The 20,524-nt window shown below is 70.2% G+C and carries 18 protein-coding genes and 1 pseudogene; 13 read left to right on the top strand and 6 right to left on the bottom strand.

Features of this window, described 5'->3' with window-relative positions; translation table 11 throughout:
* The first annotated feature begins 5 nt into the window (after window positions 1-5).
* The 5 genes and pseudogenes from GEV10_22600 to GEV10_22580 all read left to right on the top strand — a co-directional run bounded on the left by GEV10_22600 (window position 6) and on the right by GEV10_22580 (window position 5,872).
* A complete protein-coding gene (locus GEV10_22600) occupies window positions 6-1,211 on the top strand; it encodes a methionine adenosyltransferase (GenBank protein MQA81238.1) in 1,206 nt (401 codons plus the stop codon).
* Window positions 1,212-1,216: 5 nt separating this feature from the next.
* Window positions 1,217-2,233: a carbohydrate kinase family protein gene (locus GEV10_22595; protein MQA81237.1), complete on the top strand. Its 1,017-nt coding sequence runs from the start codon at window positions 1,217-1,219 to the stop codon at window positions 2,231-2,233.
* A pseudogene (locus GEV10_22590) lies at window positions 2,230-3,920 on the top strand (formate--tetrahydrofolate ligase). Before GEV10_22595 ends, GEV10_22590 begins: the two are co-directional and overlap by 4 nt.
* Before the next feature lie 47 nt (window positions 3,921-3,967).
* Window positions 3,968-4,576 (top strand): TetR family transcriptional regulator, encoded by a 609-nt coding sequence (locus tag GEV10_22585; protein MQA81236.1) that lies wholly within the window; start codon window positions 3,968-3,970, stop codon window positions 4,574-4,576.
* 156 nt (window positions 4,577-4,732) lie between these two features.
* Window positions 4,733-5,872: a hypothetical protein gene (locus GEV10_22580; GenBank protein ID MQA81235.1), complete on the top strand. Its 1,140-nt coding sequence runs from the start codon at window positions 4,733-4,735 to the stop codon at window positions 5,870-5,872.
* A 34-nt stretch (window positions 5,873-5,906) separates the two neighbouring features.
* Here GEV10_22580 and GEV10_22575 read toward each other — a convergent pair whose 3' ends face one another.
* From GEV10_22575 to GEV10_22550, 6 genes are all read right to left on the bottom strand, one after another.
* Window positions 5,907-6,917, bottom strand: a complete 1,011-nt coding sequence (locus GEV10_22575; protein ID MQA81234.1) for an MBL fold metallo-hydrolase — start codon at window positions 6,915-6,917, stop codon at window positions 5,907-5,909.
* Window positions 6,914-7,687, bottom strand: coding sequence for an enoyl-CoA hydratase/isomerase family protein (locus GEV10_22570; protein ID MQA81233.1), 774 nt, complete (start codon window positions 7,685-7,687; stop codon window positions 6,914-6,916). The genes GEV10_22575 and GEV10_22570 overlap by 4 nt, the downstream gene beginning before the upstream one ends.
* Window positions 7,688-8,803 (bottom strand): acyl-CoA dehydrogenase, encoded by a 1,116-nt coding sequence (locus tag GEV10_22565; protein ID MQA81232.1) that lies wholly within the window; start codon window positions 8,801-8,803, stop codon window positions 7,688-7,690.
* A gap of 68 nt (window positions 8,804-8,871) precedes the next feature.
* Window positions 8,872-10,017, bottom strand: coding sequence for an ATP-binding cassette domain-containing protein (locus GEV10_22560; protein ID MQA81231.1), 1,146 nt, complete (start codon window positions 10,015-10,017; stop codon window positions 8,872-8,874).
* 8 nt (window positions 10,018-10,025) lie between these two features.
* The gene (locus GEV10_22555) at window positions 10,026-11,795 is read right to left on the bottom strand and encodes an ABC transporter permease subunit (GenBank protein ID MQA81230.1); all 1,770 of its coding nucleotides are present in this window, start codon (window positions 11,793-11,795) and stop codon (window positions 10,026-10,028) included.
* Between the two features lie 25 nt (window positions 11,796-11,820).
* Window positions 11,821-12,936: an extracellular solute-binding protein gene (locus tag GEV10_22550; protein ID MQA81229.1), complete on the bottom strand. Its 1,116-nt coding sequence runs from the start codon at window positions 12,934-12,936 to the stop codon at window positions 11,821-11,823.
* 257 nt (window positions 12,937-13,193) lie between these two features.
* On the opposite strand from GEV10_22550, the gene GEV10_22545 reads away from it, so the two are divergent.
* The 8 genes from GEV10_22545 to GEV10_22510 all read left to right on the top strand — a co-directional run.
* The gene (locus tag GEV10_22545) at window positions 13,194-14,207 is read left to right on the top strand and encodes a hypothetical protein (GenBank protein MQA81228.1); all 1,014 of its coding nucleotides are present in this window, start codon (window positions 13,194-13,196) and stop codon (window positions 14,205-14,207) included.
* Window positions 14,208-14,221: 14 nt separating this feature from the next.
* Window positions 14,222-15,205: a zinc-binding dehydrogenase gene (locus GEV10_22540; protein MQA81227.1), complete on the top strand. Its 984-nt coding sequence runs from the start codon at window positions 14,222-14,224 to the stop codon at window positions 15,203-15,205.
* A 12-nt stretch (window positions 15,206-15,217) separates the two neighbouring features.
* On the top strand, window positions 15,218-16,429 hold the full coding sequence (locus tag GEV10_22535) for an acetyl-CoA C-acyltransferase (protein MQA81226.1): 1,212 nt from the start codon (window positions 15,218-15,220) through the stop codon (window positions 16,427-16,429).
* Window positions 16,426-17,205: an SDR family oxidoreductase gene (locus GEV10_22530; protein MQA81225.1), complete on the top strand. Its 780-nt coding sequence runs from the start codon at window positions 16,426-16,428 to the stop codon at window positions 17,203-17,205. Before GEV10_22535 ends, GEV10_22530 begins: the two co-directional genes overlap by 4 nt.
* Entirely contained in the window at window positions 17,205-18,407 is a 1,203-nt protein-coding gene (locus GEV10_22525; GenBank protein ID MQA81224.1) for a CoA transferase, read from the top strand. The genes GEV10_22530 and GEV10_22525 overlap by 1 nt, the downstream gene beginning before the upstream one ends.
* Window positions 18,404-19,540 (top strand): thiolase family protein, encoded by a 1,137-nt coding sequence (locus tag GEV10_22520; protein ID MQA81223.1) that lies wholly within the window; start codon window positions 18,404-18,406, stop codon window positions 19,538-19,540. Before GEV10_22525 ends, GEV10_22520 begins: the two co-directional genes overlap by 4 nt.
* Before the next feature lie 11 nt (window positions 19,541-19,551).
* The gene (locus GEV10_22515; protein MQA81222.1) at window positions 19,552-19,980 is read left to right on the top strand and encodes a DNA-binding protein; all 429 of its coding nucleotides are present in this window, start codon (window positions 19,552-19,554) and stop codon (window positions 19,978-19,980) included.
* A 295-nt stretch (window positions 19,981-20,275) separates the two neighbouring features.
* Window positions 20,276-20,524 (top strand): hypothetical protein (locus GEV10_22510; protein MQA81221.1); only part of this gene is annotated, 249 nt, incomplete at its 3' end.

Here is a 20,524-nt window from a genome sequence, read left to right as displayed (position 1 = left end):
TGGGCATGCAGGAGAACGAGTATCTGTTCACCTCCGAGTCGGTGACCGAGGGCCACCCGGACAAGGTCGCCGACCAGATCTCCGACGCGATCCTCGACGCGGCGTTGAGCGTCGACCCGTACTCACGCGTCGCGTGCGAGACGCTCGTCACGACCGGCCTCGCGGTCGTCGCCGGGGAGATCACGACCCCGGAGCCGATGGACTTCACCGGCATCGTCCGCGACACCATCAGGGAGATCGGTTACAACGCCGCATGCGGCTACGACGGTGACCAGTGCGCCGTCCTCACCGCACTCGACAAGCAGTCACCCGACATCGCGCAGGGCGTCGACACTGCGCGCGAGGCACGGAGCTCGACGAGCACCGACCAGCTCGACAGCGTCGGCGCGGGCGACCAGGGCATGATGTTCGGCTACGCCACGAACGAGACGCCCGAGCTGATGCCGACGCCGATCGCGTTGGCCCATCGGCTCGCGGCCAGGCTCGCGCAGGTGCGCAAGGACGGCGAGCTGCCCTTCCTGCGGCCCGACGGCAAGACGCAGGTGACCGTGCGCTACGTCGACGGCGTGCCGACCTCGATCGAGAAGGTGCTGATCTCGACCCAGCACGAGGACGGCACCGAGCATCGCCTGCCCGCCGCGTTGTGGGAGAACGTCGTGACACCGGTCCTTCCGCGTGAGCTCTACGATCCGGCCGAGCTGCGGACCAACCTGTTCGTGAACCCGACCGGCCGGTTCGTCATCGGCGGCCCCGTCGGTGACGCTGGTCTCACCGGACGCAAGATCATCGTCGACACCTACGGTGGGTTCGCAAGGCACGGCGGCGGCGCGTTCTCCGGCAAGGACCCGTCGAAGGTCGACAGGTCCGCGGCGTACGCGGCGCGGTACGTCGCCAAGAACCTCGTCGCCGCCGGCCTCGCCGACCGCGTCGAGATCCAGGTGGCCTATGCCATCGGTGTCGCCCGGCCACTGTCGCTGCTCGTCGAGACGTTCGGCACCGAGAAGGTCTCGCGGACCAGGATCGCCGAGCTCGTGTCCGAGCACTTCGACCTCAGGCCCGCGGCCTTCCGCGACTACCTCAAGCTGCACCGCCCGATCTACCGCAAGACCGCGGCGTACGGGCACTTCGGCAGGGACGACCCCGACTTCACCTGGGAGCAGACGGACCGGGCCGACGTGCTGCGCAGCGCGGCCGGCCTTCCCGCGCGGTGAACGGCATGCGCACCGTCGTCACCGGCTCGATCGCGACCGACTACCTGATGGTGTTCCCCGGCAGGTTCAGCGAGCTGTTCATCGCCGACAAGCTCGACAGCGTCTCGCTGTCGTTCCTCGTCGACGAGCTGCACCTGCGCCCGGGCGGCACCGCGGCCAACATCGCGTTCGGCCTGGCGCGGTTCGGCCTGCGTCCGCTCCTCGTCGGTGCCGTCGGCGGCGACTTCGCCGAGTACCGCGACTGGCTGGAACGGGGTGGCGTCGACACCACGTGGGTGCACGTGTCGTCGACGCGGCACACGTCGCGGTTCCTGTGCACGACCGACGCCGTGGACAACCAGATCGCGTCGTTCTACGCGGGCGCGATGGAGGAGGCGCGGCAGATCGCCCTGGTGCCGATCGTGCGTGAGCTCGGCGGCGTCGACGTCGTGCTCATCAGTCCGAACGACCCGCTCGCGATGGTGCGGCACACCGAGGAGTGCCGCGCGAACCGGTATCCGTTCGCCGCGGATCCCGGCCAGCAGCTCGCTCGCATGGAGGGCGACAGGATCCGTCACCTGGTCGACCACGCGACGTACCTGTTCACCAACGAGTACGAGCGCGAGCTGCTGCTGCAGAAGACCGGCTGGACGGACACCCAGGTGCTCGGCCGGGTGGGGACGTGGATCACCACGTACGGAGCCAAGGGCGTGGGCATCGAGTCCCGGGAGGCTGCCCGCGTGCACGTCGACCCGACGCCCGCGGGCGACACCGCCGACCCCACGGGCGTCGGTGACTCGTTCCGTGCGGGGTTCTTCGCCGGCGTCGGCTGGGGTCTCGACCTCGAGCGCGCCGCGCAGGTGGGGTGCGTGCTCGCGACGCTGACCCTCGAGGCGGTGGGTCCACAGGAGTACGACCTCGACCCCGGTGTTTTCGTCCGGCGGTTCGAGGAGACGTACGGACCCGCGGCCGCGGCCGAGGTCGAGAACCGCGTGGGGCGGCCGCATGCCGACATCGTCCGGCCCGACGTGGAGGGACCATGACGTTCCCCACCGATCTCGAGATCGCCCGTGGCGCCTCGCTGAAACCGCTCACCGAGGTGGCGGCGACGATGGGCGTCGGCCCGCACCTGCTGGAGCCGTACGGCGAGACCGTCGCGAAGGTCAAGCTCGAGGCGATCGACGCGCTCACCGACCGGCCGCGGGCGAAGTACGTCGTGGTCACCGCCGTGACGCCGACGCCCCTGGGCGAGGGCAAGACCACCACGACCGTCGGGCTCGGGCAGGGGTTCGGGCACATCGGCAGGCGCGCCACCGTGGCCATCAGGCAGCCGTCGATGGGACCCACGTTCGGCATCAAGGGCGGCGCCGCGGGTGGCGGCTACAGCCAGGTCGTGCCGATGGAGCTGCTTAACCTCCACCTGACCGGCGACATGCACGCGGTGACGGCCGCGCACTCAGCGCGATCATCGACAATCACCTGTACCAGGGCAACGCGCTGGACCTCGACCCCCACGATATCGGCTGGCGGCGGGTGCTCGACGTCAACGACCGTGCGCTGCGCAACATCGTGGTCGGGCTCGGCAGCAGGGGCGACGGAGTACCTCGGCAGACCGGCTTCGACATCACCGCGGCGTCGGAGGTGATGGCGGTGCTCGCGCTCACGAGGTCGGTCTCCGACCTGCGGGAACGGCTCGGGCGGATCGTCGTCGGCTACACGACCAGCGGCGAACCCGTCACGGCCGAACAGCTCCAGGTGGCCGGTGCGATGGCGGTGCTGCTGCGCGAGGCGATCAAGCCGAACCTGTTGCAGACGCTGGAGAACACGCCGGTGCTCGTCCACACCGGGCCGTTCGGCAACATCGCGACCGGCAACTCGTCCGTCGTCGCCGACCTCGTCGGCATCCGCGCCGGCGACTACCTCGTGACCGAGGCGGGGTTCGGCGCGGACATGGGCGCCGAACGCTTCTTCAACATCAAGTGCCGGGTGTCGGGTCAGACGCCCGATGCCGCGGTCGTCGTCGCGACGGTGCGAGCGCTGAAGGTGCACTCCGGGCGGTTCTCGGTCGTCGCGGGCAGGCCGTTGCCGGAAGGGCTCTCGGCCGAGAGCCCCGACGACGTGTTCGCGGGCGCCGCGAACCTGCGCAAGCAGATCGAGAACTGCCGCCTGCACGGCGTCCCGCCCGTCGTCGCGATCAACGCCTTCCCGGACGACCATCCGTCCGAGCACGCCGCGATCCAGCGGATCGCGGCGGAGGAGGGAGCGCGCAGCGCCGTGTGCACCCACTTCGCCGACGGCGGTCGCGGCGCGGTCGAGCTCGCCGAGGCCGTGGCGGAGGCCGCCGCCGAGCCGAACGGCTTCACCATGCTCTACCCCGACGAGGCCGGCCTGCGGGAGAAGATCGAGACGATCGCGACCAAGGTGTACGGCGCGGACGGCGTCGACTACAGCATCCAGGCGAGCAGGAAGCTCACGCGGTACGAGGAGCTCGGGTACGGCCACCTGCCGATCTGCATCGCGAAGACCCACCTGTCGATCTCGTCGGACCCGAGGCTGACCGGAGCCCCGCGCGGCTGGCGCCTACCCGTCCGCGAGGTGCGCGCATCCATCGGCGCCGGCTTCGTCTACCCGATCTGCGGCGAGATGCGGACCATGCCGGGCCTCGGTACGGCCCCGGGCGCCGCCCACATCGATCTGACCGACGACGGCGACATCGTCGGCCTGTCGTAGGACCCCACCGATCGCTCCGACGGCGCGTACGATGCGGGGAGATCGACATGGCAGACGGAGCGACGGACAGACGACCCGAGCAGGCCGCTGGTGACAGCGGCCGCGAACGCATCCTCCGCGCGGCGTACGAAGAGTTCAGCCGCTCGGGTGTGAAGGCCGTCGGCGTCGACTCCGTGATCGCCAAGGCGGGCGTCGCCAAGATGACGCTGTACCGTAACTTTCCCTCCAAGGACGACCTCGTCCTCGCGTTCCTCGAACGGCGTGAGGAGACCTGGACGTATGCCTGGTTGGCGGCGGCGGCGACCGAGCGCGGCACGACTCCACGGGAGCGGCTGCTGGCGATCTTCGACGTGTTCGGCGAGTGGTTCGCGTCCGCGGAGTTCGAGGGCTGCTCGTTCATCCGGGTGCTCCTGGAGACCACTGACACCGGCGGCCCCGTGCTCGCCGCGAGCGTCCGACACCTGGAGAACATCCGGGCCTTCCTCCGCGGACTCGCCGAGGAAGCGGGAGTCGACGACACCGACGCGTTCGCGCGCACGTGGCACATCCTGATGAAGGGCTCGATCATCGCCGCCCTCGAGGGCGACACGGTGGCCGCGTCCAGGTCGCAGGAGCTCGGCAGGCTGCTGCTCGACAGCCACGGCATCACCACCTGAACCGTCGCAGACCGAGTGTTGACCGGTCGTGGCCGAGGGACTAGCCTCATCCAATGAGACAGACCTGTCTCTCTCATTCACATCATGCCGCTGCTCGATGACGCGCAGAGAGGGCCGATATCCGTGACTGCCTACGATCCGAGGACCGCGACCGGGATCCCCACCGAACCGGTGGGCTCGCTACCGCGTCCCGACAAGCTGCAGAAGCTCTACGCCGCCTACGACAAGGGTGAGGTCGACCAGGGCCGGCTGGAGAAGGAGCAGGACGAGGCCGTCCGCGACTCCATCTCGCGGTTCGAGGACACGGGGTCGCCGATCGTGTCCGACGGTGAGCAGCGGTGGTCGAGCTTCGCCACCTATCCCATCGCCGACACCCTTGCCGGCACCGGTCTGGCCGACAACTTCGCCGGGGACGGTCAGTTCTTCGCCATCTTCGCCGACGGCCACGGCCGCCAGCTGCCGCGGCTGACCCGTGGGCCGTTCGCGTACAAGATGTACGCCGCCGACACGCTCCGGAAGTCGATCGGCATGGCGACCAAGCCGATGAAGCAGGCGGTCATCGCGCCGTCGATGCTCGCGCTGCTCTACCCGTTGAAGGACGAGCTGCCCGACTACTCGCGTGCGCAGTTCGAGGAAGACCTCTGCAACGAGACCGAGAAGGACATCAGGCAGGCTTTCGACGCCGGCGCCGCCCACGTCTCGATCGACTTCACCGAGGGACGTCTCGCCACCCGCGCCGACTCGCGTAACCCGTGGACGGGCGCGGGCCTGCTGCCGCACTTCATCGAGCTCAACAACCGCGTGATCGACAGGTTCACGCCCGAGGAGCGGTCACGCATCGGCATCCACACCTGCCCGGGTGGCGACCGCGACTCGGTGCACAGCGCCGACGTCGACTACAACGACCTGCTGCCGAGCATGTTCTCGATGAACGCCGGCTACTTCCTCATGCAGCTGTCCAGCGAACGTGACCGCGAACGGGTGTACAAGATCGTCGGTGAGAACATCCGCTCCGACGCCAACGGCATTCCGCAGTTCGCGTACGTGGGCGTCTGCAACCCGCTGAACCCGCGGGTGGAGAGCCCCGACGAGATCAGGGATGCGCTGGTGACGGCGTCCAGGTACATCCCGAAGGATCAGCTCGGCTCGACCGACGACTGCGGCTACTCGCCGTTCAGCATCGACGAGAAGCCGAACCACGGATCTCCCGACTACGCACGCGACGTGGCGTTCCAGAAGATCGCGAACCGGGTCACGGGCACCCGGATGGCGGCCGAGCAACTCGGCATCGGCTGAACGCGCTCGGACCTCGCGCCGCACAGGTGGCGCGTCAGACCGCGGTCCAGCGCACCGGCTCGCCGTCATGCGCGACGACCTCGCCCCGGAGCGCCACGTGGCGCAGGTGGGCGTACGTCTCGCCGACGGCCACCACGCGGGACGTCTCGCTCAGCTCCGGCCACGGGCGCGATCTGGTCAGGGTCGCCGCGGTCTCCCACGCGGTCCGGCTGCCGGCGCGGACGGCGCCGGTGACCTGGGCGATCCTCCGCTCGTGGTACGCGCGGACCTCGGTGAGCCGTGCGGCGAGGTCGGCGATGGGGCGCTGGTGGCCGGGCAGCGTCCGTCGCACCGGCAGCGACGCGAGGCGGTCGAGGGAGGCGAGGTAGTCGCCGACGGGGTCGTCGGACGTGCCCGGCCGGTAGGTGGGGCTGGCGTTGATCCGCGTGAGCACGTGGTCGCCGGTGAACAGCGTGCCCGTCTTTTGCTCGAACAGGCACAGGTGTCCCGGGGTGTGCCCGGGTGTGTGGACGGCGGCGAGGTCCCAGTCGCCGAGCGAGACCGTGTCGCCGTCGGCGAGCGGCCGGTCGGGGGCGAGCCCGGTGGCGCGGCTCGCGATCTCGTCGAGCCGGGAGACCATGCGCGGCGCGTAGTCGCCGGGTGCCCCGGCCTCGCGCAGCCAGCGCAGGTTGGCCTCGACGTGCGCGGGACGGTCCGCGTACACCTCGCGCAGGCCGCGGGCGTCGACCTCGTGCATCGCGAACCAGGCGCCGCCGGCGTCGCGCAACGTCCGCGCCAGGCCGCAGTGGTCGGGATGCATATGGGTGCTGACGACGCCGCGTACGTCGGCCGGCTCCGCGCCCAGGTCCCGCAGCAGGGCGGTGAGCGCGGTGAAGGTCTCCGGCGTCCCCCAGCCGGTGTCCACCAGCAGCGGGCCCTCGGCGGTGACGAGGGCGTAGACGTTGACGTGGCCGATGCTGTGTCCGGTGAGCGGCACGGGAAGGTGCCAGATGCCGGGATGCAGCTCCGACGCCGCGCGCGACGGTCTCTCGGCGGACAAGCTCACCGGCCCCGGAAGTCGGGCTCGCGCTTCTCGCGGAAGGCGGCCGGGCCCTCCGTGGCGTCGTCGGTGAACTTCAGCAGCCGACTCATCGCCTGCTCCATCCGCAGGCCGCTGACGAGGTCGAGGTCGTTCGACCGCAGCGCGAGCTCCTTGATCGCCTGGAGGGCGAGCGGCGCGTTGCGCGCGACGCGGCGCGCGTAGTCGCGTGCGGTGTCCATCAGCCGGTCGGCCGGCACGACCGCGTTGACCAGGCCCCAGCGTTCCGCGGTCTCCGCCGTGATCGAGTCGCCGGTGAGCAGCATCTCCATCGCGACGGCGTGCGGGAGCTGCGCCATGACCCGTTGCGTTCCGCCGTTCGCCGGCAGGATGCCGCGCTTGACCTCGGCGAGGCTGAACGTGGCGTGCGTCGCGGCGATGCGCAGGTCGGTCGCCAGCAGCAGGGTCATGCCACCGCCGAGGCAGTAGCCGTTGACCGCGGCGATGACCGGCTTCCAGAACTCCAGGCCACGGTTGAGCAGCTGGTCCTTCTGGGTCAGCCAGAACTCCTCGAGTCCCGGCGGGTTGCCCACGAAGCTCTTCAGGTCTGCGCCGGCCGTGAACGACCGCTCGCCGGCGCCGGTGACGATGACCACCCGGACGTCCTGGTCGTCGCGTGCACGCTGCCAGGCTGCGGACAGCGCGGCGTACGCCTCCGCGTCGAGCGCGTTGAGACGCTCGGGCCGGTTGAGCGTGATCGTCGCGATGCCGTCCGAGACCTCGTAGTCGATGCTCACCTAGCGCCGTCCCTTCATCGCCTTGCCGAGGAGGCTACGGGCGACGACCATCCGGTGCACCTCGGACGGGCCTTCGCCGATGCGCTTGATGCGCAGCTCGCGGTACCAGCGCTCCAGCGGCATCTCCTTGCTGACGCCCATGCCGCCGAAGATCTGGATGCACCGGTCGACGACGCGGCCGGCTGTCTCTGTCGCGTAGACCTTCGCGATCGACGCCGCGGTCTTGTAGTCCCGGTCGAGGTCTGCCAGCCACGCCGCCTGGTAGACGAGCAGGCGTGCCGCCTGGAGCTCGATCTCGGAGTCGGCGAGCATCCACTGGATCGACTGTTTCGTCGCGAGCAGGTCGCCGAACGCCTCGCGGTTCTTGGCGTGGTCGACGGCGAGGTCGAGGGCGGCCTGTGCGATGCCGATGGTGCCGGCGGCGTACGGCGGTCGCGCGTGGACGAGCCACCGCTCGGCGACCTTGAAGCCCCGGCCCTCCTCGCCGAGCAGGTTGTCGGCGGGGATGCGGCAGTCGTCGAAGACGACCTCGCACGGTGACCACGCGCGGATCACCTCGACGGGACGGGTGCTGAAGCCGGGACTGTCGGTGTCGACGATGAAGCAGCTGATCCCGTCACGCCCGCGGCCCGGTCGCGACCTCGCGAAGACGATGCCCCAGCGTGCCGTGTCGGCACCGGAGATCCAGAGCTTGGTGCCGTTGAGCACCCAGGAGTCGCCGTCGCGCACGGCGGTGGTGCTGATGCTGCGGCCGGGGTCGGAGCCGCCGCTCGCCTCCGAGATCGCGACGAACGTCTTGCGGTCACCGTGCTCGACAGCGGGCAGCGCGTACTTCTCGATCTGCTCCCGGGTGCCCTCGAAGACGATGTTCGGCGGGTCCCAGCCGAACGCGCCCGCCGCGGGGGCGTACGCGCCCATCCGGCACTTCGCGGCCTCCTCGGCGACCACGCACTTGCCGAGGATGCTGAGCCCGGCGCCGCCGTACTCGGCCGGCGTCTGCATGCACCACAGTCCGGACTGGCGTGCCTTCGCCTGCACCGTGGCCAGCTGGTCGTCGGGGAGCTTGTACGCGTCGTGCGGCAGCGTCTCCTCGACCGGCAGCACTTCGCGCCGCATGAAACCCGCCACGGACTCCTTCAGCCCGACCAGCTCGTCGGGGAGCTGCCAGCCATCGGTGGTCTCGCTCACGCGGTCGCCTTCGCTCGCTCGTCGGTCGTGGTGCGCTCGCCCGCCACGGCGCGGACCCGACGTTCCTCCACGGACACCCAGACGTCCATGCCGGTGGTCCAGCCGTCGAGGTCGTCGGGCACGGCCTGCGTGCGCAGCACGGTATCGCCGACGCGCACGTAGAGGTCGGCGAGGTTGCCGAGGTACACGATGTCGTCGACCACGCCGGGCAGCACGTTGGTCTCGGCGGACTCGGCCGGCTGGGTCGTCGACGTCCTCAGGTGTTCGGGGCGCACGGCGACGGTCATCGTGACCGGCCCGTCCGATCCCGCGGCCGTCTCCGATCCCGTGGCGAGCCGTCCGGCGATGGTGACGTCGCCCGGGAGACGGAGGTGCACGGTGCTGCCGTCGGTCCGGACGACCTCGGCGGAGACGAAGTTGGTCACGCCCATGAACTCCGCGGCGAACGGGCTCCGCGGCTTCTCGTAGAGGTCCTTTGCCGACCCCAGCTGGACGAGCTCGCCGTCCTTCATCAGCGCGATGCGGTCGGCGACGACCATCGCCTCCGACTGGTCGTGCGTGACGTACAGCGCGGTGATGCCGACGCGTTGCTGGATCTGCCGCAGCTCGAAGCGCATCTTCTCGCGCAGCTTGGAGTCGAGGTTGCTGAGCGGCTCGTCGAACAGCAGCACGCGTGGTTCGGGCGCGAGGCTGCGGGCGACCGCGACCCGCTGCATCTGGCCACCGCTCAGCTGACCCGCGTAGCGGTCCTCCAGGCCGGGCAGGCCGACGATGTCGAGCACCTCACGCACGCGGTCCTTGATCTCCGCCTTCGGCCACTTGTTCGTCTTGAGCGTGTACGCGATGTTGCCGAAGACGGTCATGTGCGGCCAGAGCGCGTACGACTGGAACACCATGCCGAGCTTGCGGCGCTCCGGCGGGATCGTGAGGCCGGGCTCGGAGAACCGCTGCCCGCCGACCGAGATGCGTCCACCCTCGATGGTCGTGAGTCCCGCGATCGACCGCATCAGCGTGGTCTTGCCGCAGCCGCTCGGACCGAGCAGGCACAGGAACTCGCCCTCCTCGACCGTGAGGTCGACGCCACGCAGGGCGGTGAAGTCGCCGTAGCGCTTCACGACCTGCTCGACTTCGATGAAACCCATGTGTCTCCTCAGCGCTCGCTCATGGTCCTGGCCAGGTCGACGCGCAGCACCTTGCGCGCGATCACGAACGCCACCGTCACGATCGTCACCTCCACCATCGCGACGACGGCCGCGCCGCCGTACTGGCCGCCCTCGATCTCGCTCCACAGCAGCACGGGCAGCACCGTGGTGTCGGACGTGTAGACCATGATGGCGACGTTGAGCTCGCGCACCATCATCAGGAAGAGCAGCAGCCACGCCGACAGCGTCGACTGTTTCAGCAGCGGCAGGGTGACCCGCCTGAGCGTCCGCAGGATTCCCGCGCCCGACACCCGTGACGCCTCGTCGAGCACCGGGTCGATCTGCACCAGCGTGGACGAGAAGATGCGCAGCACGTGCGGCAGGAACCTCGCGACGTACGCGATGAACAGGATCGCCAGCGTGCCGTAGATCGGCGTGCCGACGTACGCCCACACCAGACCGACGCCGAGGACGATGCCGGGGATCGCGACCGGGAGCATCGCGAGTGTCTCGACGGTCCTGCCGAAGGGCGCGCGCATCCGCTGCCACAGGTACGTGAGCGCGAACCCGATGACGAGGCCGAACAGCGGGCCGATGACCGCGATGACGAGCGTGTTGGTGATGGCCTCGACGAACTTGCTCGACGTGAGGATTCGTACCCAGTTGTCGAGGGTGAACAGCTCGAGCGACAGGCGCGGGGTGAAGTACCGCATCGACGCCCCGACGAGCAGGGCACACAGCGGGAGGAAGATCGCGAACGTGAGGTAGAGCCAGCACAGCGTCGCGCCGACCCAGCGCCACCTGCCGACGTTCGCCGGCGCGATCGCGGGGCCCTTGCCGCCGACCGTCACGAACCGTTCGCTCGCCCGCGTCGCCCTGCGCTGCAGCCAGACCCCCGCGGCCATGATGACGAGCAGCAGCAGGCCGCCGGCGGCGGCGAGCGGCCACCGCGGTGGGGAGAAGTTGGTGGCCTGGTAGATGAAGTAGGGCAGCGTGTAGTAGTCGGCGGGCACGCCGATGAGGCCGGGCAGGCTGAACATCTCCGCCGACAGCACGAACGCCATCAGCAGCGCCGCGAGCAGGCCGGGCAGCACCAGGGGAAGGGTGATGCGCGCGACGGTGCGGAACGCCGACGCGCCGTGCACCCGGGAGGCCTCCTCGAGCGAGGCGTCCATGTTGCGCAGCGGTCCCAGGGTGAAGAGGTACGCGTACGGCGTCATGAACAGCACCATGGTGAAGACCAGGCCGCCGAAGCTGAAGATGTTGACGAGCGCGTCCTCGGTGCCGACGATCGCGCGGTACGCCACGTTGATGAGGCCGGCGCTCTCCGAGCCGAGGAACACCCACGCGACGCCGCCGGCGAACGGCGAGAGGAACAGCGGGAGGGGGAGCAGCACCTCGAGGGTTCGCTTGCCGGGCAGGTTGGTGCGCGCCACGAACCACGCGAGCGTCACTCCGAAGAGGCACGCGAGGAGGGTGACGATGGCGCCGAGCTTCAGGGTGTTCCACAGCACCCGGCGGTACGCGGTCTCGCCGACGACGGCCTTGACGTTGTCGAGGGTGAACGTCGAGCTCGGGTCGCCGGGCGACCCCGTCTGCAGCGCGGCGTAGAGGAGGTAGCCGAGCGGCAGCAGCACCATGACCGCGACCACCAGGTAGAACGGCGCGGCGATCAGCAGTGACGAGTGCGCGCGTAGCCGGTCGCCGGCCGTCCGGCCACGCGGCGGCCCGGGGTCGGGGGGCACCGGTCGGGCCTGCTGCGTCGTCGTGCTCGTCACACCTGTCCTCCGGGTTCCCGCGACGTCACTCCTTGCCCGGACCGATGAGCTTGTTCCACTTGTCGGTGATGGCCTTGCTGTGCTTCTCGAACGCGACGTCGTCGGGGATGACGAGCTTCTTCGGCGAGTCGAACCAGTCCTCGCCGGTCACCGGCTTGTTGTTCTTCAGGTCCGTCTTGAGCGAGTCGGTCGCGACCGACTCGATCATCACCTGCTGGCCGGCGTCGCTCAGCAGCCACTCGATGAAGAGCTTGCCCGCGTTGGGGTGCGGCGCCTTGTTGGCCAGCGCGATGAGCGCGGGGTTGGCCACCGAGTACTCCTGGGTGGCGAAGCCGATCGGCGCACCCTCGGGACCGGCGCGGGCCGCGGTGATGCTCATCTGCGGGAAGCTCGCGACGTACTCACCGGCGATCACGCGTTCGGCGGCCGGGGTGACGCTGTTGAACGTGACGGGATCGAGTGCGGCGTAGTCCTCCAGCCACTCGTCACCGAGCGCCTCGTCCTTCTCGACCCACTGGTAGAGGGAACGCTGGATCGACGCGGAGCCCGGGCTGCCGCCGCTGATGCGTCCCTTCCACATCGGGTCGGTCCAGCACGCGAGCTTGCGCAGGCACTTCAGCTCCTTGTCGGTGATCTTGTCGGTGTTGTAGACCGCGCCCATCGTGTAGGAGAGCCACGGGTAGGCGTACCCCTTCACCACCGAGTTCGCGGGGTACGACTTCGCGGAGCTCGGCGTGAACGGCTGGATGAACTTCTCGTCGCGGAACCGGTCCTCGAACGGCGCGATGCCGGGGTACTGCATCACGTCGACCGTGTCGACGCCCGCGCGCTTCTCGCTGAGGAACGTCTCGAGGATGGCGGAGCCGGTCTTGTTGGTCAGCTCGACCTCGATGTCCGGGTACGCCTCCTCGAACGCGTCGACCACGCCCTCGATCTGCTCGGTGGCGGTGACGTGGCTGTAGAGGGAGAGCGTGCCCTCCTTCTTCGCGGCCTCGTAGAGCTCGGGGAACGCGTCGCTCGGCCCGGAGTCGCCGCCACCGCCACCGCACGCGCTCGCGAGCAGCGTCACGACCGCGACGGCGGCGAGGGCTTGGCGCCGGTGCGACCGGCCGCGGGTCCTGGTGTGCCTGCTCGCCCTCATGGCATCCGAGTCCTTCGCTTCGTTGCGGGTGGCCGCGCCGTCGGTGTGCCCCGTGAATACGTACGCTATACGTACATGCGTACGGTACGAGTACAGATTGTTGACTTGGCTCACACACTTGTCAAGGGCACGATGGGCCTCGACCGTGTTGACAGTCCAGGGGTGAATGACAAGGATGATCGTGTTCCCTTAGAGAACACGTGTGCGTATTGCGCACGATCTCTCTGTCGTGCCGTCGGCGTAGCGAGGAGACACTCGTGGTGGTCCTGCTGACGTGGCAGCCGACGGCGGTGGAGCTCGACCTGGTCGAGCGGACGTGGTCGTCCGGCGGCGAGGTCCTGCGGATGCACGACCTGAGCCCCGCCGAGCTCGACGCGGCGCTGCCGACGGTCGACGTGATGGTCGGCTACATGCGCACCATCCCGAAGGACCTGCTGCCGAAGGCCGAACGCCTGCGCCTCGTCCACGTGCTCGGTCACGGCGTCGACTCCCTGCTGACCGACGAGGTCGTCGGCGGGCTGCGCGACCGCGGTGTCCTCGTCGCGCGGTCGAACCCCTGCGCCATCCCGATGGCCGAGTTCGTGCTGATGGCGATGATCGCGTTGACCCGTCGCACGGTGCGCCTGCACAACGCGCTGTCCCGTGACGGCGACTGGTCCACCGCGCTCGCGGCGCGGCGGGCCGAAGGCGTGCTCGGCGGCGAGCTGCACGGCTCGACGCTCGGCCTGGTCGGCTACGGCAACATCGCCAGGGAGGTCCACGCCAGGGCGTCCGCGTTCGGCATGCGCGTCGGCGCGGTGATGCGCCGTCCCGAGCACGCCGAAGGCGCGGGGCTCGACGTCGTACGCCCGTGGCAGGAGCTCGACGGGTTCCTCGGCGAGTGCGACTACGTCGTCCCGTGCATCCCGCTCACCGCACACACCCGGCACCTCCTCGACGCGGACCGGATCGGCGCGATGAGGCCGGGGTCGTACCTGGTGAACGTCTGCCGGGGTGCGCTCGTCGACGAGGACGCGCTGTACGACGCGCTCGGGTCGGGGCACCTCGCCGGAGCCGCACTCGACGTGTTCGAACGCGAGGACGTCGAGGGGCGCAACGGCTATCCGAGCCGGCGGCCGCTGCACGCGTACAACACGATCCTCACGCCGCACTACTCCGGCGCGACCGCGGAGGCGAGGCAGCGCGCGCTGACCACCGTGGGGGACAACCTGCGACGTCTCGCCGGCGGCGAGGAGCTGCGCAACCTCGTCCGGCTCGACGAGGGCTACTGACCGGAGGAGCTGCTGTGAGAGTCGTCGTCGCGTCCGCGCCCGGCGGTCCCGAGGTGCTCACGTTCGAGGACCGTCAGGACCCGGTGCCCGGCCCGGACGAGCTGCTCGTCGAGGTGTGGGCGACGGCCGTCAACCGCGCCGACACCCTGCAGCGCGCCGGCACCTACTCCCTGCCACCCGGCTCCACCGACGTGCTCGGTCTCGAGCTGGCGGGCCGGGTCGTGGCGGTCGGCGCGGAGGTCACGGACTGGACGCCGGGCGACCGGGTGTGCGCGGTGATGCCCGGCGGCGGGCATGCGGAGCTCGCGACGGTGCCCGCGCGGCTGGCCATGCGCATCCCCGACGCGATGAGCTACGCCCAGGCCGCAGCGGTGCCCGAGGTGTTCCTCACGGCGTACGACAACGTCGTACGGCGGGGCGGCTGCGGCGAGGGCGACGTGCTGCTCGTCCACGGTGGCGCGAGCGGAGTCGGCACGGCCGCCATCCAGCTCGCCAGGGAGCGCGGCTGCATCGTGTTCGTGACCTGCGGCTCGCCGGCGAAGATCGACGCCTGTCGCGCGCTGGGTGCGGCTGTCGGCATCGACTATCACCGCGAGGACTTCGTCGCACGCGTCCACGAGGAGACGGGCGGACGCGGCGTCGACGTCGTGCTCGACCACATCGGCGGCCCGTACCTCGCGCGCGACCTCGACTGTCTCGCGATGGACGGCCGACTGGTCTTCATCGGGACGATGGACGGCGCGAAGGCGCAGGTCGACATCCAGGCGCTGATGTCGAAGCGCGCGTGGGTGACGGGTGCCAAGCTGCGTCCGCGCACGATCGACGAGAAGGCCGACCTCGTCGAAGCGCTCCGCCGCGACGTGTGGCCGGCGCTGGCGAGCGGCACGATCTCGCCGGTGGTCGACCGCACCCTGCCGTGGACGCGGGTCGCCGAGGCACACCGGGTGATGGAGGCCGGCGAGCACGTTGGCAAGCTCGTGCTGTCTGTTCGCGAATAGAGGAGGATCAACATGCGTGACGCGGTCATCTGCCATCCGCTCCGAACGCCCGTGGGCAGGTATGGCGGAGCACTGCGGGACGTGGCACCGCAGGAGCTCGCGGCGACCGTGATCCGCGCGCTCGTCGACCTTTCGGGCATCGACCCCGAGCTGGTCGACGACGTGATCCTCGGCAACGCCTACCCGTCGGGGGAGTTCCCGGCGATCGGCAGGGTCGCCGCGCTCGACGCCGGGCTGTCGGTGCGGGTGCCCGGCGTCCAGGTCGACCGGCGGTGCGGCTCCGGCCTGTACGCGGTCGTCATGGCCGCGATGCAGGTGCAGTCCGGGGCGAGCGACGTCGTCGTCGCGGGCGGCGCGGAGAACATGAGTCAGGTCGAGTACTACGCCACCGGCTTCCGCTTCGACCACCCGCCCGCGTCCGTGCAGCTGCACGACAGGCTTGCCCGCGGTCGCGTGACGGCCGGCGGAGCGAACCACGTCGTCGAGGGCGGCATGCTCGAGACGGCGGAGAACCTGCGCAGGGAGTTCTCCATCGGCCGCGAGGAGCAGGACGAGCTCGCACTCACCTCGCACCGGCGCGCGGTCGCCGCGCAGGCCGGCGGGCTGTTCGACGACGAGATCGTGCCCGTCACCGTCCACGGTCGCAAGGGCGACGTCGTCGTGTCGGCCGACGAGCACCCGCGCGCCGACAGCTCGCTCGAGGCGCTGGCGCGCCTGCGTCCTGTCCGCGGCAAGGTCGACCCCGAGGCCACGGTGACGGCGGGCAACGCGAGCGGCCAGAACGACGGTGCCGCGGCGTGCCTCGTGACGACGTCGGAGAACGCCGAGCGTCTCGGGCTCACGCCGATGGCGCGACTGGTGTCCTGGGCGCTTGCCGGCGTGGAGCCGGAACGGATGGGTATCGGTCCCGTCGAGGCGAGCGCGCAGGCGTTGGCCCGGGCCGGCCTCACGCTCGCCGACATGGAGCTGATCGAGCTGAACGAGGCGTTCGCCGCGCAGGTGCTCGCGGTGACGCGCTCGTGGGAGTTCGGCGCCGCCGACTACGAGCGGCTCAACGTCAACGGCTCCGGCATCTCGCTCGGCCACCCGGTGGGCGCGACGGGGGCGCGGATCCTCGCGACGCTCCTGCACGAGATGCGGCGGCGCGACACGAGATACGCGCTGGAGACGATGTGCATCGGCGGCGGTCAGGGCATTGCGGCAGTGGTGGAGGCGGTCAGGTGAAAGACGTCGTAGCGCTGGTCACGGGGGCGAGCGCGGGTATCGGGAAGGCGGTCGCGGCGCGGCTGTACGCGGAGGGCGCGCGCGTCGCGATCTGCGCGCGCGACGAAGCGCGGCTCGCCGCGGCGGTCGACGAGATCGACACCGAGGGCGACGGCCGGGTGATCGGCGTGCCGACCGACTGCCGCGACGCGGACGAGCTGACCCGGCTGTACGAGCAGACGGTCGAGGCGTTCGGGCCGGTGACCGCGCTGGTCAACAACGTCGGCACGTCCAACCGCGGCGCATTCCTCGAGCTGACCGACGAGGACTGGCGCGACGACATCGACCTCAAGCTGTTCGCGGCGATCAGGCTCACCAGGCTCGTCGCGGCGGACATGGTCGACCGGCAGCGCGGCGGCCGCGTCGTCAACGTGCTGTCGATCGGCGGCAAGACGCCCGGCGCGGGGTCCGCGCCGACGACGGTGACGCGGGCGGCGGGCCTGGCGCTGACCAAGGTGCTGTCGAAGGAGCTCGCGCCGCACCGGATCCTCGTGAACGCGATCTGCATCGGCTTCGTGAAGAGCGAGCAGCACGACGCCAGGTGGCGCGCCGCCGGCTCGCCCGGTGACCGGGAGACGTACTACGCGGGACTCGCCGAGTCGCGCGGAGTCCCGCTCGGCAGGGTGGGCGAGCCCGAGGAGGTCGCGGGACTCGTGCGCTTCCTGGTCTCCGACGAGGGCGGCTACGTCACCGGCACCGCCGTGAACGTCGACGGCGGCACCTCGGGGGTGCTGTGATGACCGCATCCGAGGACCGGAACCCACTCGCCGGGCTCGTCGTGATCGACCTCGGGCAGATCTACGCTGCGCCGTACGCCACGCTGCTCCTCGCGCTCGGCGGCGCCACGGTCATCAAGGTCGAGCCGGTGCACGGCGAGCACCTGCGCGTGCGCGGCCAGGTGGGCGGCCCGCGCTATGCGTTCGCGAACCTGCACTCGAACAAGTCGTGCATCACCCTCAACCTCAAGGACGACAGGGGCAAGCGGCTGCTCGAGCAGTTGGTCGCCAAAGCAGACGTCCTCGTCGAGAACTTCCGGCCGGGCGTGATGGAACGCCTCGGCGTGGGTGCCGACGTGCTGCGCGGGATCAACCCGCGCCTGGTCTACGCCCAGTCGTCCGGCTTCGGTCGCTCCGGCCCGTACCGCGAGTACCCGGCGATGGACCTGTCGGTCCAGGCGATCTCCGGCGTCCTCGGGATCACCGGCTTCCCCGACGGGTCGCCGGTGAAGTCTGGACCGGCGATCTGCGACTTCTTCGGCGGCATCCACCTCTACGGCGGCATCCTCACCGCGCTGTACCGCAGGGAACGTACCGGCGAGGGCGCCACCGTCGAGATCTCGATGCACGAGGCGGTCTACGCGTCGATGATGTCCAACCTCGGCCACTTCTTCTCCTCCGGCGTCGACGACTTCCGCAGCGGCAACAGGCACGGCGGGTACTCGGTGGTGCCGTACAACGTCTACGCGACCAAGGACGGGCACGTCGGGATCATCTGCGAGAGCGACGGGCACTGGCGCAAGCTGCTCGCGGTGATGGGCCGCGACGACCTCGTCGACGACCCGAGGTACGCAGAGACCAGGAACCGGGTCACCCACATCGACGCGATCGACGCGCTCGTCGGCGTGTGGGTGGCGACGCAGTGCAAGGAAGAGGTGTTCTCCGCCCTGCGCGCCGTGGGAGTGCCGTCGGCGCCGGTGCGGAGTCTGAGCCAGGTCACCACCGACCAGCACCACTTCGCGCGCGGCATGCTGCAGGAGATCGAGCATCCGACCCTCGGCACGATCACCGTGCCGCACAGCCCGATCCTCCTCGAGGACGTCGGGCGCGCGACGCCCCGACCGAGTCGCGCTCTGGGCGAGGACAACAGGAGCGTCTACTGCGACTGGCTGGGGATGGCACCGGAGCGCCTCGACGAGCTGGTGGCGGAGGGCGTCGTGTGAGCGGTTCCGACGACAGAATCGTCATCGCGGGTGTCGGGCACACGGCGTACGGCAAGCTGCCCGGGCGTTCGATCACGTCGCTGAACGTCGAGGCGTGCCGCAGGGCGCTGGCGGACGCGGACGTCGAGAAGTCGGTGGTCGACGCGGTCTTCACCAAGTCGATCACGTCGGGCTTCGAGCGCTTCTTCGGGCAGAAGCTCGCCGAGGCACTCGGCCTGCAGCCGCGGATGGGCGGGCTGTGGGACCAGGGCGGCGCGTCGAACGTCACGCTCATCTGCCTCGCCGCGGCCGCGATCCAGGCCGGGCACTGCGACGTGGCACTCGTGAGCTACGGCGACAACCCGCGTACCGGCACGAGGAGCGCGTACGAACGGCCGCTGGCGTCGGCCGAGGCGCCGTACGGCTGGTTCGGGGTGCTGTCCGGCTACGCGATGATCGCGCAACGGCACCTGCAGCAGTACGGCACCACGACCGAGCAGCTCGCCTCGATCGCGGTGGCCTGCCGCAAGCACGGCGCGAGCAACCCGGACGCGCACCTGCGCAAGCCGTTGACGATCGAGGAGCACCAGTCGGCCGACTACGTCGTCGAGCCGCTGCGCCGCCACGACTGCTGCCTGATCTCCGACTCCGGCGCGGCCGTCGTCGTCATGACCGAGCGGCGCGCCCGCGAGCTGGGCGTGCCGGCGCCGGTGCCGGTCCTCGGCTTCGGCCACGGCCAGACCTCATGGGAGGTCGCACAACGGCCCGACCTGACGAGCACGGCGGCGGCCGTCGCCGGCGCGCGCGTCTTCGAGGCGGCCGGACTTCGTCCCGACGACATCGACGTCGCGCAGCTCTACGACTGCTTCACCATCACGGTGCTGATGACGCTCGAGGACTACGGTTTCTGCCCCAAGGGACAGGGCGGCAGGTTCGTCGAGGACGGTGCGCTGGAGATCGGCGGGCGGCTGCCGGTGAACACCAGCGGCGGCCTGCTGTCGGAGACGGGCACTCCCGGCATGCAGCTGGTGATCGAGGCGGTGCGCCAGATGCGCGGCACCGCGGTCAACCAGGTCCCCGGCGCGAAGCACGCGCTCGTGACCAACCAGGGCGGCGCGATGCACACGCACGCCTCGATGATCCTGGGAAACTGAGGTGGGCGACGATGAGTGAGTTCCCGGCGCCGCCGGTGACGGACCTGAGCAGGCCGTACTGGGACGGCCTCGCCGCGGGCGAGCTGCGCTTCCAGCGCTGCACGTCGTGCGCGCACGCCTGGCTCCCGCCGCGCGACGAGTGCCCGCGGTGCCTGCTGCCCGACTGGCGCTACGAGGCGAGCGCGGGCACCGGGACGCTCGTGAGCTGGGTCGTCTACCACCGCGCGTTCCACCCGTACTTCGCCGACAAGGTGCCGTACCACGTCGCGGTCGTCGAGCTCGACGAAGGACCGCGGCTGATCACCAACCTGGTGTTCGACGACGAGGCGGAGAGGGACTCGTTGAGGATCGATCAGGCGGTCGAGTTGCGCGTCGAGGACGAGGGTGGGTGGGCGTTGGCCCGGTTCCATCCGGTCTTGGCGTCCGCTGCCTCACGTTGACCGGTGCCTCGCGTTGGCCGCTGCCTTCGCGTGGGCCGCTGCCTCACCCCTCTTCTTAGTGTTGGGGTCGGGCGGTGGGTGTCAAGACTCCGCGTCTCGTTCTTGGGTGGGTGCGGTGGTCTGGCGGAGTCTTGACCCCACCGCCCGACCCGAAAGCGCGCGTCTACGGGGTGAGGCAGCTCTGTGGCTGCCTCGCTTCCTGGCTCGTCTGCGGTGACCGTTGATTCACGGAAACCCTTGCTACGTAAGGGAATCCGGGTGTTCGGCGGCGCTCGCATGTGGTAGACTCGAACACATGTTCGACGTCGAGGAGCTGGACCAGGTCGAGGCACTCCCCGCCTCCGGCACCACCCACGCCGCCTTCGACACTGTCGACCTCTCGACCGCACCGGCGGAGATCGCTCTTGCGGTGCTCGCCGGGTACGAGAAGTGCATCGCCGCCGCGCAGGCCCGCCAGTTCGCCGCGCTCGCGCGGCTGGACCAGCTCCGTGACGTGACCAAGGACGACTTCACCCGTGAGGAGGTCGCGGCGGTGCTGCGGATC

Source organism: Streptosporangiales bacterium (assembly GCA_009379955.1).
Lineage (GTDB): Bacteria > Actinomycetota > Actinomycetes > Streptosporangiales > WHST01 > WHST01.
Note: the sequence above shows the minus strand (reverse complement) of the source record. Positions and strands in the feature narration are given on the sequence as shown.

Excerpts from the sequence above, each read along its gene's own strand:
- GEV10_22600 (MQA81238.1), top strand. The coding sequence starts at position 6 with ATGCAGGAGAACGAGTATCTGTTCACCTCCGAGTCGGTGACCGAGGGC.
- GEV10_22595 (MQA81237.1), top strand. The coding sequence starts at position 1,217 with ATGCGCACCGTCGTCACCGGCTCGATCGCGACCGACTACCTGATGGTG.
- GEV10_22585 (MQA81236.1), top strand. The coding sequence starts at position 3,968 with ATGGCAGACGGAGCGACGGACAGACGACCCGAGCAGGCCGCTGGTGAC.
- GEV10_22565 (MQA81232.1), bottom strand. The coding sequence starts at position 8,803 with ATGCGGCGCGAAGTGCTGCCGGTCGAGGAGACGCTGCCGCACGACGCG.
- GEV10_22560 (MQA81231.1), bottom strand. The coding sequence starts at position 10,017 with ATGGGTTTCATCGAAGTCGAGCAGGTCGTGAAGCGCTACGGCGACTTC.
- GEV10_22550 (MQA81229.1), bottom strand. The coding sequence starts at position 12,936 with ATGAGGGCGAGCAGGCACACCAGGACCCGCGGCCGGTCGCACCGGCGC.
- GEV10_22535 (MQA81226.1), top strand. The coding sequence starts at position 15,218 with ATGCGTGACGCGGTCATCTGCCATCCGCTCCGAACGCCCGTGGGCAGG.
- GEV10_22525 (MQA81224.1), top strand. The coding sequence starts at position 17,205 with ATGACCGCATCCGAGGACCGGAACCCACTCGCCGGGCTCGTCGTGATC.
- GEV10_22515 (MQA81222.1), top strand. The coding sequence starts at position 19,552 with ATGAGTGAGTTCCCGGCGCCGCCGGTGACGGACCTGAGCAGGCCGTAC.